The sequence below is a fragment of the Pseudomonas sp. LBUM1640 genome, from assembly GCF_059716225.1.
In genome coordinates, this window is the sequence record NZ_CP166816.1 from 3536839 (window position 1) to 3550310 (window position 13472).

The 13472-nt window shown below is 59.5% G+C and carries 18 protein-coding genes; 12 read left to right on the forward strand and 6 right to left on the reverse strand.

Annotated elements, in window-relative coordinates; translation table 11 throughout:
• Nucleotides 1–96: 96 nt before the first annotated feature.
• Nucleotides 97–936, reverse strand: coding sequence for a UTP--glucose-1-phosphate uridylyltransferase GalU (gene galU / locus ACA065_RS15835; RefSeq protein WP_003173830.1), 840 nt, complete (start codon nt 934–936; stop codon nt 97–99).
• A gap of 310 nt (nt 937–1246) precedes the next feature.
• On the opposite strand from galU, the gene ACA065_RS15840 reads away from it, so the two are divergent.
• Nucleotides 1247–1432, forward strand: coding sequence for a hypothetical protein (locus ACA065_RS15840; RefSeq protein WP_497690478.1), 186 nt, complete (start codon nt 1247–1249; stop codon nt 1430–1432).
• A gap of 144 nt (nt 1433–1576) precedes the next feature.
• On the forward strand, nt 1577–1861 hold the full coding sequence (locus ACA065_RS15845; protein WP_497690479.1) for a hypothetical protein: 285 nt from the start codon (nt 1577–1579) through the stop codon (nt 1859–1861).
• A gap of 8 nt (nt 1862–1869) precedes the next feature.
• Here the strand turns inward: ACA065_RS15845 and ACA065_RS15850 are convergent, their stop codons facing one another.
• The 4 genes from ACA065_RS15850 to ACA065_RS15865 all read right to left on the reverse strand — a co-directional run bounded on the left by ACA065_RS15850 (nt 1870) and on the right by ACA065_RS15865 (nt 4273).
• On the reverse strand, nt 1870–2100 hold the full coding sequence (locus ACA065_RS15850) for a hypothetical protein (RefSeq protein WP_497690480.1): 231 nt from the start codon (nt 2098–2100) through the stop codon (nt 1870–1872).
• Between the two features lie 76 nt (nt 2101–2176).
• On the reverse strand, nt 2177–3100 hold the full coding sequence (locus ACA065_RS15855; RefSeq protein WP_497690481.1) for a c-type cytochrome: 924 nt from the start codon (nt 3098–3100) through the stop codon (nt 2177–2179).
• Nucleotides 3097–3744 carry a c-type cytochrome gene (locus tag ACA065_RS15860; RefSeq protein WP_497690482.1) on the reverse strand — a complete coding sequence of 216 codons (648 nt, stop codon included), beginning with the start codon at nt 3742–3744 and terminating at the stop codon, nt 3097–3099. Before ACA065_RS15860 ends, ACA065_RS15855 begins: the two co-directional genes overlap by 4 nt.
• A gap of 178 nt (nt 3745–3922) precedes the next feature.
• A complete protein-coding gene (locus tag ACA065_RS15865) occupies nt 3923–4273 on the reverse strand; it encodes a hypothetical protein (RefSeq protein ID WP_497690483.1) in 351 nt (116 codons plus the stop codon).
• 212 nt (nt 4274–4485) lie between these two features.
• Between ACA065_RS15865 and ACA065_RS15870 the strand changes: the two genes are divergently transcribed.
• The 4 genes from ACA065_RS15870 to ada all read left to right on the forward strand — a co-directional run bounded on the left by ACA065_RS15870 (nt 4486) and on the right by ada (nt 6770).
• The gene (locus ACA065_RS15870) at nt 4486–4788 is read left to right on the forward strand and encodes a DUF1883 domain-containing protein (RefSeq protein ID WP_497690484.1); all 303 of its coding nucleotides are present in this window, start codon (nt 4486–4488) and stop codon (nt 4786–4788) included.
• A gap of 26 nt (nt 4789–4814) precedes the next feature.
• Nucleotides 4815–4982, forward strand: a complete 168-nt coding sequence (locus ACA065_RS15875; protein ID WP_497690485.1) for a hypothetical protein — start codon at nt 4815–4817, stop codon at nt 4980–4982.
• Nucleotides 4983–4985: 3 nt separating this feature from the next.
• Nucleotides 4986–5651 carry a DNA oxidative demethylase AlkB gene (gene alkB, locus ACA065_RS15880; RefSeq protein WP_497690486.1) on the forward strand — a complete coding sequence of 222 codons (666 nt, stop codon included), beginning with the start codon at nt 4986–4988 and terminating at the stop codon, nt 5649–5651.
• Between the two features lie 75 nt (nt 5652–5726).
• Nucleotides 5727–6770, forward strand: coding sequence for a bifunctional DNA-binding transcriptional regulator/O6-methylguanine-DNA methyltransferase Ada (ada, locus tag ACA065_RS15885; RefSeq protein ID WP_497690487.1), 1044 nt, complete (start codon nt 5727–5729; stop codon nt 6768–6770).
• A gap of 20 nt (nt 6771–6790) precedes the next feature.
• On the opposite strand, the gene ACA065_RS15890 is transcribed toward ada, so the two are convergent.
• The gene (locus ACA065_RS15890) at nt 6791–7381 is read right to left on the reverse strand and encodes a CGNR zinc finger domain-containing protein (RefSeq protein WP_497690488.1); all 591 of its coding nucleotides are present in this window, start codon (nt 7379–7381) and stop codon (nt 6791–6793) included.
• 171 nt (nt 7382–7552) lie between these two features.
• On the opposite strand from ACA065_RS15890, the gene ACA065_RS15895 reads away from it, so the two are divergent.
• From ACA065_RS15895 to ACA065_RS15920, 6 genes are all read left to right on the forward strand, one after another.
• Nucleotides 7553–8431 (forward strand): alpha/beta fold hydrolase, encoded by an 879-nt coding sequence (locus ACA065_RS15895; RefSeq protein ID WP_497690489.1) that lies wholly within the window; start codon nt 7553–7555, stop codon nt 8429–8431.
• A 109-nt stretch (nt 8432–8540) separates the two neighbouring features.
• Entirely contained in the window at nt 8541–9605 is a 1065-nt protein-coding gene (locus ACA065_RS15900; protein ID WP_497690490.1) for an NAD(P)H-dependent flavin oxidoreductase, read from the forward strand.
• 113 nt (nt 9606–9718) lie between these two features.
• Nucleotides 9719–10492: a molybdate ABC transporter substrate-binding protein gene (gene modA / locus ACA065_RS15905; RefSeq protein ID WP_497690491.1), complete on the forward strand. Its 774-nt coding sequence runs from the start codon at nt 9719–9721 to the stop codon at nt 10490–10492.
• A complete protein-coding gene (modB, locus tag ACA065_RS15910) occupies nt 10493–11173 on the forward strand; it encodes a molybdate ABC transporter permease subunit (RefSeq protein ID WP_497690492.1) in 681 nt (226 codons plus the stop codon). It abuts the gene before it with no gap.
• 5 nt (nt 11174–11178) lie between these two features.
• On the forward strand, nt 11179–12258 hold the full coding sequence (gene modC / locus ACA065_RS15915; RefSeq protein ID WP_497690493.1) for a molybdenum ABC transporter ATP-binding protein: 1080 nt from the start codon (nt 11179–11181) through the stop codon (nt 12256–12258).
• A 73-nt stretch (nt 12259–12331) separates the two neighbouring features.
• Nucleotides 12332–13381, forward strand: a complete 1050-nt coding sequence (locus ACA065_RS15920) for a DNA topoisomerase IB (RefSeq protein WP_497690494.1) — start codon at nt 12332–12334, stop codon at nt 13379–13381.
• Nucleotides 13382–13472: the final 91 nt, after the last annotated feature.

Below are 13472 nucleotides of genomic sequence, written 5' to 3' on the forward strand. Positions count from 1 at the left end.
CCTCGGCAGGACATCAGCATACCGATTTAGATGGGGCTGAAAAACGAAAAAGCCACCCGAAGGTGGCTTTCTCTTAAAACAACCAGCAAGCGTGAATCAGTAAGCCTTGCCAGTTTTGTAGAAGTGCTCGTAGCAGAAGTTGGTCGCCTCGATGTAGCCTTCAGCGCCACCGCAGTCGAAACGCTGACCCTTAAACTTGTAGGCAATCACACAACCGTCTTTGGCTTGCTTCAACAGAGCGTCGGTGATCTGGATCTCGCCACCCTTGCCTGGCTCGGTTTCTTCGATCAGCTTGAAGATGTCCGGCGTGAGGATGTAACGACCGATGATCGCGAGGTTAGACGGCGCGTCTTCCGGCGCTGGCTTCTCGACCATGTCGCGTACGCGGATCAGGCCATCACCAATGTCGTCACCGGCAATCACGCCGTACTTGTTGGTTTCGGTCGGGTTAACTTCCATCACTGCAACGATGGTGCAACGGTATTTCTGGTACAGCTTGACCATCTGGGTCAGTACGCCGTCGCCTTCCAGGTTAACGCACAGGTCATCTGCCAGAACCACGGCGAACGGCTCGTCACCGATCAGTGGGCGGCCGGTGAGGATGGCGTGGCCGAGGCCTTTCATCTGGGTCTGACGGGTGTAGGAAAACGAGCACTCGTCGAGCAATTTACGGATACCGACCAGGTATTTTTCCTTGTCAGTGCCCTTGATCTGGTTTTCCAGCTCGTAGCTGATGTCGAAATGGTCTTCCAGCGCGCGCTTACCACGGCCGGTGACGATGGAGATTTCGTTCAGGCCGGCATCCAGTGCCTCTTCGACGCCGTACTGAATCAGTGGCTTGTTCACCACCGGCAGCATCTCTTTGGGCATGGCTTTGGTCGCTGGCAAGAAGCGAGTGCCGTAACCGGCTGCTGGGAACAAGCATTTCTTGATCATATGAGTCCTTACAAAGGGCTGTGCGTACGGAATTCGGCGCAGTCTAATCAGGCCGCAGTCACCTTACAATGGGTCCTGCTGGCGTTGCGATGTCAACATAGAGAAAAAATGTCGGCGTAAGTTCCACTTATCTTCCGACAAGTACCGTCACCCTCAACACGTAAACAACCTACAAGCCAATGTTTCTGAGGGCTACATCCCTTTTAGCATGCTTTCAAGCCGAGGGCACTGATGTGGAATAACTTCGGCGGGCGCAGGCCATTTGGCGCTATCATTGCGCCCTTGAACCAGACCACGAGATTGTTAATAGATGTCAGAACCAAAAGGTGTAAACGGCTACCTGATCACCCAGCGCGCAGACGGCTGGCACTTGATCAACTTCCACGGCGACAGCGTTGCCGGGGTATTCCCGACCGAAGCCATGGCTGTTGCAGTCGCCGAAGTGTTTGTGGATGAAGCCGGTCATGCATCGAGCAAGCGCCCGAAGAGCAAGTAAGTACAAACGCCCCGCGCACAAAGCCCCGTTTAGCGGGGCTTTTTTGTGTTTGTCTGTACCTTGATGGCCGTTCGCTATAATCTGCTGCAAACGCCCCACGACAGTGTCAGCGCCCCTCCAATACCCTCGACGACGACCCCACACATGAACAAAATCCTGGCACTGACTGCGGCCCTGGTGCTGATGACCGGTTGCACCACTACCTCCGACACTTTCCTGAAAAACGGCGAGCAAGGCCTGACGATTGACTGTTCGGGCGAGGCCAACTCCTGGGCCAGTTGCTACGAAAAAGCCGACGCTTCGTGCGCGGGCACCGGCTACCGCATCGTCGGCACTGACGGCACGCCATCGCTGAAAGAAAGCGACAAAACCCTGGGCAAAGACGTCGGCAACTTCAAAAGCCGCAGCGTGGTTGTGGTCTGCAAGTAACCCGCAGGCTACAGGTGAATTTCGGCGAACTTGATGCCCAGGTCGCGCAATAGCTCGATCAGGTCATCCAGGCGTGGGAACGACTCGACTTCATCCTGATCATCCACCAGGAAGTAACTGCGCCCGCCGCTTTTCTTGAAGAAGACGATCCACTCGCCCAGGTCGGCAGGGTTTTGTATGACATGGGTGGCCGATATCTGGCCCTCGGCATAGCGTGCTTTGACGTGTTCACGTTTCATGGCGGTTTCCCAAAAAAGACAAATGCCGCGCAACCTCAAGGCTTGCGCGGCATTTTTGGCATTGAATGGCCGTAGTTTAACGGATGCCTTGCCCGATCAACACGCCATCGACGGTTTGCCCATAGAGATTGACGCCATCATTGGCGTGAAACTTGACGCGGGTTTTCTCCACTGAGCCTTCCACCAGGCGCGGATCCTGCGGCCGCTCATGGCTGTTGACGTAAGCAGCGACATCCCAGGCCTGCTGGTCGCTCAAACTGCCGCCCTTGCCCAATGGCATGTTGTGTTTGATGAAAGACGCCGCCGTATTGATTCGGTGCATGCCGGCGCCCCAGTTGTAGGAGTCTTTACCCCATAGCGGCGGCATGACGAAGCTGTCGCCGACCTTCTGCCCCTGCCCTTCGCCACCATGGCACACCGCGCATTGCCCTTTATAAACCTCGGCACCCGACGCCAGGTTGTAGCCATTGGCCGGTTGCGCCACATCGGGATAACCGCGCCCCGGCAGCTCTACACCCAAGGGCGCCTTGCTGGCCAACCAGTAGGCGTACACCGACAGCGCGGTTATCTCGGGGCTGTCCGCCGCAGGTGGCGTGCCGCCGTTCATGCTGAATTGAAAGCAGCCCTGTAAACGCTCGGCGAAGGTGTTGACCTTGTCGTTCTTCTTTCGATAAGCGGGATACATCGGGTACGCGCCCCACAGCGGTGCTGAGTTGGCAAGGCGGCCCTGGTCGAGGTGACAGTTGCTGCAGTTGAGCCCGTTACCGACAAATTGCGGTGCCAGGCGCTTGGTGTCGACGAACAAGGCGTAACCCTGCCGCACCAATTTGCCGTAGGCGTTGTCAGGCAATTCGCTTTCTTGAGGCGGCTGGAATTGATTGGCGACCGGGTGCGCTGCCAAGGGCTGCAATTGCGACTGGTCCTCCATGGCAATCGTGGCGGCATGGGCTGGCAGTGCCAGGAGCAGGCCCAACGCGGGCGCAAACATGAAGCGCTTCATGGCTTTGCCTCCAGAGGCAGCGACGCGAAGTAGTGGGCGACGCCCTGCACTTCTTCGGGCGTAAGGGACTTGGCAATGTGGCCCATCAAATCGTTGGGGTCATTGCGTCGAGTGCCGTTCTGCCAGGCTGTCAGTTGCGCCGTCAGGTAGGCGGCAGGCTGGCCGGCCAACGCTGGGAATGCGTCGCCGACCCCTACTCCGGCAGGCCCATGGCAACTGACGCAAGCGGGGATCTGCCGCTCCCAGGCGCCTTGCAGGGCGAGTTTCTGCGCCGCGTTGCCGGGCATTTCGCTGCGCTGCACCGTGGCCGGAACCGGGAACGGCATCGCCGCCACGGCCTGGCTGAGCGCAGCGATTTCGGGGTCAGTCAACGCCTTGGCCAGGGGCTGCATCACCGGGTTAGTGCGTGCGCCGCTGCTGAAGTCCGCCAGTTGTTTTCGCACATACGCTGCAGGCAACCCCGCCAGCCGGGGAAATCCTGCCGCGGCGAGCCCTAGCCCATCGGCGCCATGACAGGCCACACACGGCATCGCGCCAGGCTGTGAACCACCTTCGGTAAAAATCTTTTTCCCATCCAATGCGTGGGCATTGCCTAGCAGCAGCATCAATGCGCCACCCATTAAAACGCGTTCCAGAGACATCATCACGGCTCCATTTTTATAGTTATATGCTTAGCTCACAATCGCATAAGCCTACAAATGGTAGGGTAATGACCCTCTTGCGACAACACCCAAAAAATCAGTACAAAAAAAAGCCTGGCGCTGCATCGGCAGGGCCAGGCTTTTTTATCGGATTCGAGTGCACGGGATGAGCCTGGGGGGCTCAGCCGGAAATACATTCCTCCGCGGCTTTCTTCACGTCGCCAGGGCGGATCGGTACATTGGACATACTCTCGTAGAGCTTGATACTGCTGCCGCTTGAGCGCTCCTCAATCTCCAAGATCGCCGAAGGGTCAGCCGAGAATTTCTGCGGCACAATCACTTGTACACCGTCCTTATGCGGTTCTATCTGCGGCGGACGACGAGTCTCGGCCAGTTTACGCACCACGCACGCGGCATATTCCGGCGGCTTCTTCCCTGAAATGACCACCAACGTTGGCGGGGTCTGCTTGATATCTGCAACCGAAGCACACCCACCTAACGCCAAGGCCAGAACCAACACACTCCACTTCATACTAAAACCTCCGATAAAGACCCTACGACAGCGTAGAGAGTAAATTTCTCCCGCCAATGTAGGATTTATCTCTGAAAACACGGTGAATAACTGTTTTAAATTGTCGAAGTCGTCGACGACGACCCGATAATAAACTCGCTGGGGCTGATAAACTCCATCTTAACCTACGTATCATTCTGATTTTTCAGAAAAAGCCCTTCTGGAGACACCCCATGAAATTCATCCACCAGCGCGAGCACCTCAACGAGGGCGACATCGTTGTCATCGAATGCTCGCAAACCTGCAACATTCGCCTGATGAGCGACGCCAACTTTCGCAGCTTCAAGAACGGTGGCCGCCACACCTACCACGGCGGCGCCTTCGACAAGTTCCCGGCGAAAATCACCGCCCCCAGCACCGGTTTCTGGAACATCACCCTGGATGTGGTGACGCGCCGCGCCATCAGCGTTACGCGCAAACCGGCGCTGTCCCATAAAATTAGCATCGTTCGGCGCACCAGCACCAAGCTGAGCTGACCCGCACACTCGACAGGAAAACAGCTGTGACTACCACGACTAAATACGTCATCAAGTACAAGCTCAACGGCGAACGCCGCTTTGAATTCGCGCAGTTGCAAAGCAACGACGTGGAAGAGGCCAAACAAGCCCTGGCGAAAATTCACGACGCCTCTGACGCAATCACTGACATCACCGTGAGCAAGGCGCTGTAAGCCATGCCAGGCCCGACTGCCGATCTGTTCGCCGATGACGCCCTGCAACAACCCACGGGGCGCGAACAGATTGGCGAAGAGTCTTACGTGCTAAGGGGCTACGCCCTGCCCTGGATTGAGCGACTGTTACCTGAGTTGCGACGGATATTAGCCCAATCCCCGTTTCGGCAGATGGTCACACCCGGTGGCTTTACCATGTCCGCGGCACTGAGCAGTTGCGGCGAACTGGGCTGGACCACCGACAGCAGCGGCTATCGTTACAGCCCCCTTGACCCGCGCAGCCAGCAACCGTGGCCTGCCATGCCTGACGCCTTGCGCGAACTGGCTGTGCGGGCGGCGGCAGAGGCCGGCTTCAGCGACTTCGCCCCAGATGCCTGCCTGATCAACCGCTATGTGCCCGGCGCCAAGATGTCCCTGCACCAAGACAAGAACGAACGCCGCTACGGCGCCCCCGTGGTCTCCGTATCCCTGGGCTTGCCGGCGATTTTCCTGTTCGGCGGCCATGAACGCGGCAGCCGCACGCAAAAGATCTCCCTGTTTCACGGTGATGTCGTGGTTTGGGGTGGGGTCGATCGCTTGCGCTTTCATGGGGTGATGCCAATCAAGGACGGGGTGCATCCGATCATGGGCCCGCAACGCATCAACCTGACCTTTCGCACCGCGGGTTAATTTGACCGCAAGCTTGCGAGTGCCGAGAGTGGCCCGCGCGGTTAATCTGCCGGAGCCCCGTCAAGAGTGCAGGCCATGAACAACGAACAAGACCCCCGCTGGGCCGCCATCGTCGCCCGCGATGCCAAGGCCGACACGCTGTTTGTGTACGGCGTAAAAACCACCGGCGTGTATTGCCGCCCCAGCAGCGCCTCACGTGTGCCACGGCCGGAAAACATCGAATTCTTCGACAACCCCGAACAGGCCGAAGCGGCGGGTTACCGGCCCAGCAAACGCGCCCGCGGTGATCAGACTCAATTGGCCGCGCACCACGGGCAACTGGTGGCCGATGCGTGCCGGAAAATAGAACAGGCCGAAACGCCGCCCAGCCTGGACGTACTCGCGCGTCTCGCCGGGTTGAGTTCGTTTCATTTTCATCGCGTCTTCAAAGCCATCACCGGCCTGACCCCAAAGGGTTACGCCAGCGCCCTGCGCTCGCGCAAAGTACGCGACGGCCTGAAGGGGCAGCACTCGGTGACCGATGCGCTGTATGACGCAGGCTTCAACTCCAACAGCCGCTTTTATGAATCCGCTGATCAACTGCTCGGCATGAAGCCCAGCGACTACAAGGCCGGTGGCACCCATAGCGAAATACGTTTTGCAGTGGGCCAATGCTCCTTGGGGGCGATTCTGGTGGCCCAGAGTCAACGGGGCGTTTGCGCGATTCTGCTGGGGGACGACCCGGACAAGTTGGTGCGTGACCTGCAAGACCAATTCCCCAAGGCCGAGTTGGTCGGTGCGGACCGAGACTTTGAACAGTTGGTTGCCCAAGTCGTGGGCTTTATCGAGGCACCTGCGCTGGGTCTGGATTTGCCCCTGGATTTACGCGGCACCGCGTTCCAGGAACGGGTGTGGCAGGCGCTGCGCGAAATCCCGGTGGGCAGCACCGCCAGCTACGCGCAGATTGCCCTGCGGATCGGCGCTCCGAAGTCCTTTCGCGCCGTGGCCCAGGCTTGCGGCGCCAACCACCTGGCAGTCGCGATCCCCTGCCACCGCGTGGTGCGCAGTAATGGCGAGCTGTCGGGCTACCGTTGGGGCGTCGAACGCAAACGGCAGTTGCTGGAGCGTGAGACGCGCTGAACAGAAAGCGCCCGTTGCGCTCACAAAGCTTTGCGTTTACGAAACTCAGCAACCTTATGCCGGTTGCCACACAAGGCCATGCTGCACCAGCGGCGCTTGTGGGCCTTGGTCCGATCATAAAACCACAGGATGCATTCCGGATGCTCGCAGCGACGAATCAAGTTGAAGTCGCCGGCGACCAATAAATGAGCGGCTGCTTCGGCAATCGGCGACAAAAATTGCTCAGCCGTCTGCTGCTTACGCTGGCGCTCCAGCTGCGGCACACCCGACGCAGGCCAGACTAACTGCGGGTGGCTGACCGCTTTGCGTAAAAAGCAATTGAGGGCAGCCGGGTTGCCCGCCTCACCGTTCTTACGCGCAGCCACCAGTTCGCGAATAACCTCGCGCAATTCGCGGGCTGCGCTGAGCAAGGCACCCTCTTCAAACGCGGGAATACTCCCCTCCTGGGCCCACTCAAGGCGCACCAGCCAGCGCGTCACATCGGCATCAACCTTCCAAAAATCCCACGGCACGCCATCGATAGTCGCCAAGGTATTGAGCATGTCCAGCACCGGGTCATCGGCCAGCACATAGGGTTCTGAAGGTGTTGCTGCAGGTGTGGGGGTGGCCATGATTCGTCCTCTTGAGCACCGTGCAATCGTAACCGCTATTTTAGTGGCTTGATAGTTACAGCATGCAAACACGTAACCTCCATAATTAATTTGACAGGTTACTTTTTTGGGCGCAGCTTTTAATCAGGTAACCCGTAATCACACTTTATCAAGTTACAAAGGTGTTCCGTCATGTCTATCGCAGCCCCTGTCGTTCGCTACCACCACGTCGATGTCGATGGCGTGCGCATGTTCTACCGCGAAGCCGGCGACCCCGCCGCCCCGGTCATGTTGCTGCTGCATGGTTTTCCCAGCTCGTCGCACATGTTCCGCGACCTGATCCCGCTGCTTGCCACGCGCTTTCGGGTTATCGCTCCCGACTTACCTGGCTTTGGCTTCACCGAAGTACCGGCCGAGCGCAATTACCACTACCGCTTCGATGACCTGGCGATCACCGTCGGGCATTTCGTCGATGCGTTGAAGCTGAGCCGCTACGCCCTGTACGTGTTCGATTACGGCGCACCGGTAGGCCTGCGGCTGGCGGTGGCGCATCCGGAGCGGGTCAGCGCGCTGGTCTCGCAAAACGGCAACGCTTACCTGCAGGGGCTGGGCGATGCCTGGGCGCCGATTCGGGCCTACTGGGCCGAGCCGAGCCAAGCCAATCGCGAGGTGATCCGCAACAATGTGATCAATCTGGAAGGCACGCGCTATCAGTACTTGCACGGCGTGAATCAGCCGGAGTTGGTCGCGCCGGAGTCCTACATGCTGGATGTGCTGTTGATGCAACGCCCCGGCAACGACGAAATCCAGTTGGACCTGTTCCTCGACTACCGCAACAACCTCACGCTGTACCCGGCGTTCCAGGCATTCTTTAAAGCCAGCCAAGTGCCCACGCTGGTGATTTGGGGCCAGCACGACCCGTTCTTCATTCCGCCTGGCGCGCATGCCTACAAGGGCGACAACGCCAATGCCGTGGTGGAACTGCTGGACACTGGCCACTTCGCATTGGAAACCCACGCCGCCCATATCGCCGAGCGCATTCACGCCGTGCTTGGGCATGCAATCGACTAATGGCGGGGCACGAAACTGCGCCCTCGTCCAGTGAATAAAACAGACTGGCCGGGTGCCGATGGCCCTGCTAAAACAGCGAAAAGCCTTACTAACGCTGGAGACGCATCCGATGAGCACCTGGCCTGACACGCGAATTCTTGACCTGCTGGGTATTGAAGTACCCATCATCCAGGCCCCGATGGCCGGGGCAACGACCACCGCCATGGTCATCGCCGCGAACGAGGCTGGCGCGCTCGGCTCAATGCCCGCCGCCGCGCTGACTATCGAGCAATTGCGCGAAGCCTTGGCCGCTATCCGCCAGGCAAGCTCGCGGCCTATCAACGTGAATTTCTTCTGCCATCAGCCGCCTGACGCCAACCAAACCGGTGACCGTCGCTGGAAGGACTTGCTGGAGCCCTACTACCGTGAACTCGGCGCCGATTTTGATGCGCCAACGCCCGTGTCCAACCGTGCGCCCTTCAACGACGCCGCTTGCCAAGTGGTCGAGGAGTTCCGCCCCGAGGTAGCGAGTTTTCACTTTGGCCTGCCGGAAAAAGCCTTGCTCGACCGGGTAAAAGCCACCGGCGCCAAGGTGCTGTCATCGGCCACCACCGTGGAAGAAGCCATCTGGCTGGAACAGCAGGGTTGCGATGCGATCATTGCGATGGGTATTGAGGCGGGTGGGCATCGCGGGTTGTTTCTCAGTGACGACCTCAACACCCAGATCGGCCTGATGGCACTGCTGCCGCAAATTGTCGACGCGGTCAGCGTGCCGGTGATTGCCGCCGGCGGTATCGGTGATGCGCGTGGCATTGTCGCGGCATTCGCCCTGGGCGCTTCAGCGGTGCAAATCGGCACGGCGTACCTGTTTACCCCCGAAGCCAGCGTCAATGCCTCCCACCATCACGCGTTGCGTCACGCCCAGGCCAGCGAAACCGCGCTGACCAACGTGTTCACGGGCCGCCCGGCGCGGGGCATTGTCAACCGCGTGATGCGTGAACTCGGCGCGATCCACCCGCATGCGCCTGCCTTCCCCACGTCTGGCGGCGCCTTGATGCCGCTCAAAGCCAAGGATGAAGCCGGTTTCAGCAATCTGTGGTCAGGCCAAGCCTTGCGTCTGGGTAAAGACGTATCCACCTATGACCTGACCCGCGAATTGGCCGAGCAGGCGCTGGCCAAGTTCAACCAACGTTGACAGTTACGGCAACTTTGCACTGTACCGGCAATGGCCAACCGCTATATATTCCCATACATAGCGGTAACGCCTTCTACCTATAACGAGCCGTACACCTTCAAAGGAGCTGCTTCATGTTGATCCGCGCCTCACGCCTGGCCCCCACGGCCCTCGCCACCCTGATTGCCGCCTGTGCCTTTGGCTCAGCCCAGGCGGATGAAGTACAGGTTGCCGTTGCGGCCAACTTCACCGCACCGATCCAGGCGATTGCCGCCGATTTCGAAAAAGACACCGGCCATAAACTGGTTGCAGCCTACGGCGCCACCGGCCAGTTCTACACGCAGATCAAGAACGGCGCGCCGTTCGAAGTGTTCCTCAGCGCCGACGACACCACCCCGCAAAAACTCGAAACCGAAGGCGACACCGTCAAAGGTTCGCGCTTCACTTACGCGGTCGGCACCCTGGCGCTGTGGTCGGCCAAGGACGGTTATGTGGATGCCAAAGGTGAGGTGCTGAAGAAGAATGAATTCAAGCACCTGTCCATCGCCAACCCGAAAGCCGCGCCCTACGGCCTGGCCGCCACCCAAGTGTTGGCTAAAGAAGGCTTGACCGACAAGGTCAAGGACAAGCTCGTTGAAGGCCAGAACATCACCCAGGCCTTCCAGTTTGTCTCCACCGGTAACGCTGAACTGGGCTTTGTCGCCCTGTCGCAAATCTACAAAGACGGCAAAGTCACCAGCGGTTCGGCGTGGGTCGTTCCAGCCTCGATGCATGACCCGATCAAACAGGACGCCGTGATCCTCAACAAAGGCAAGGACAGCGCCGCCGCCAAAGCCCTGGTCGACTACCTCAAAGGCCCTAAAGCCGCTGCGGTGATCAAGTCCTACGGTTATGAGCTGGCCAACTAAATGCCGCTGTCGAGTGCCGATTTTTCCGCGATCTGGCTGACCATCAAACTGGCGTCACTGACCACCGTGATCCTGCTGGTCATCGGCACTCCGATTGCCCTGTGGCTGTCGCGCACCCGTTCCTGGTGGCGCGGCCCCATTGGTGCGATTGTCGCTCTGCCGTTGGTGTTGCCACCCACGGTCATCGGCTTCTACCTGTTGTTGACCATGGGCCCCAATGGCTACTTCGGCCAGTTCACGCAATGGCTGGGGCTGGGCACCCTGACGTTCAGCTTTACCGGGCTGGTGATCGGCTCGGTGATCTATTCCATGCCGTTTGTGGTGCAGCCGTTGCAAAACGCCTTCTCCGCCATCGGTACGCGCCCGCTGGAGGTCGCCGCAACGCTGCGCGCCAACCCCTGGGACACGTTTTTCACGGTGATCCTGCCCCTGGCCCGCCCGGGGTTTATCACCGCGTCGATTCTCGGTTTCGCCCACACCGTCGGTGAATTTGGCGTGGTGCTGATGATCGGCGGCAATATCCCCGACAAGACGCGCGTGGTCTCGGTGCAGATCTACGACCACGTCGAGGCCATGGAATACGCCCAGGCCCACTGGTTGGCCGGTTCCATGGTGGTGTTCGCCTTCCTCGTATTGCTGGCGCTCTACTCAAGCCGTAAAACCAAGATGGGCTGGAGCTGATCGCGATGATTGATATACGCCTGCAACTGAATTACTCCGGCTTTGCGTTGGATGTGGCGTTGAATTTACCCGGCCGTGGCGTGACCGCGTTGTACGGGCATTCCGGTTCGGGCAAAACCACCTGCCTGCGCTGCATCGCCGGGCTGGAGCAGGCCGAGGACGGCTTTGTGCAGATCAACGATGAGGTCTGGCAAGACAGCCGCAAGGGCCTGTTTGTGCCGCCGCACAAGCGCGCGCTGGGTTATGTGTTCCAGGAAGCGAGCCTGTTTCCCCATCTGTCAGTGCGCGCCAATCTGGAGTTTGGCCTCAAGCGTATTCCACGCAAGCTTCGTCGGGTGGACATGGCCCACGCCACCGAACTGCTGGGTATCGGCCACCTGCTTGAGCGCCACCCGCAGCACTTGTCCGGCGGTGAGCGCCAGCGCATTGGCATCGCCCGCGCGCTGCTCACCAGCCCGCAATTGTTGTTGATGGATGAACCGCTGGCGGCCCTGGACAGCAAACGCAAAAGCGAGATTTTGCCGTACCTCGAACGCCTGCACGATGAACTGGACATACCCATGCTGTACGTCAGCCACGCCCAGGACGAAGTGGCGCGGCTGGCCGATCACATCGTCTTGCTCAGCGACGGCAAAGCCCTTGCCAGCGGGCCCATTGGTGAAACCCTCGCCCGGCTCGACCTGCCGATGGCCTTGGGTGACGACGCCGGCGTGGTGATCAATGGCACGGTCAGTGCCTACGATGAGCACTATCAATTGCTCACACTGCAATTGCCCGACAGCCCGTTGCAGATACGCGTGGCGCACGCGCCGCTGGCAGTGGGCAAGCCGCTGCGCATCAAGGTGCAGGCCCGAGATGTCAGCCTCAGCTTGTATGGGCAAGAACCCAGCAGCATCCTCAATCGCCTGCCGGTGACGGTTACCCAGGAGACTTCTGCGGATAACAATGCCCATGTGCTGGTGCGCCTGGACGTTGGCGGCACGCCGCTGCTGGCGCGCATTACGCGGTTCTCCCGCGACCAACTGCAACTGCAGCCCGGTCTGAGGCTGTGGGCGCAAATCAAGGCGGTAGCCGTACTCGCATAACTATTTGGCACCCATGCAAAACCCTGCGGTCAATCAGACATACCGGCCTGATTACCGCCAAGGAATTTGCACCATGCCCGACTCCGCACTGCTTGCCGACCTGCCCCGCGACCTGCATTACGTAGACGACACCCAACCGGGTATCCGCCGCAAAAAGCTGCGCGGCAAGTTCCAGTATTTCGACGCCAAAGGTGTAGGCATCACCGATGCCGACGAGATCAAACGCCTGAACTCACTGGCTGTACCGCCCGCCTACACCGACGTGTGGATCTGCGCCGACCCGCTTGGCCATCTGCAAGCTACTGGCCGCGATGCACGCGGTCGCAAGCAATACCGTTACCACCCGCGCTGGCGTGAAGTGCGTGACAGCGACAAGTACTCACGCCTGCAAGAGTTCGGTAATGCCTTGCCAAAATTGCGCGCGAAATTAGAAGCACAAATCGCCGAACCCGGTTTCACCCGGGACAAAGTGTTGGCCACGGTGGTGATGCTGCTGGACGCCACGCTGATTCGCGTCGGCAATACCCAGTACGCGCGGGACAACAAATCCTACGGGCTGACCACCTTGCGCACCCGCCATGTGGAGATCAAGGGCAGCGAGATCCAATTCCAGTTTCGCGGCAAGAGTGGCGTGGAGCATCAGATCAGCGTCAAGGACCGGCGCCTGGCCACGGTGGTCAAGCGCTGCCTGGAGCTGCCTGGGCAAAACCTGTTTCAGTACCTGGATGAAGACGGTGAGCGGCATACCGTCAGTTCCCACGACGTCAACGCCTACTTGCACAGCCTGACGGGCGCCGATTTCACCGCCAAGGATTACCGCACCTGGGCCGGCACCGCCCTCGCCTTGGCCGTGTTGCGCGAACTGGAATGGCAGCCGGAATCCGATGCCAAGCGGCACGTGGTAGCAACGGTCCAAGACGTCGCCAAGCAACTGGGCAATACCCCGGCGGTGTGCCGCAAGTGCTATATCCACCCGGCCGTACTGGAGCATTTCAGCCTGGGCCAGCTGTCCAGGCTGCCCAAGCCACGGGTGCGCAAGGGCTTGAAAGCCGAAGAAGTCGCACTGGCGATGTTCCTCGAGCAGTTGGCCGCCGACTTGCCGAAGAACGCCAAGGTGGGTTAGCCTCTGCGTCCCTTCTGACTCCCGGGATGACCGCCGACGTGAACAACTAAGCCTTCCAAAATGTAACTGCAACGAGCCGCCTGGCGCGCTT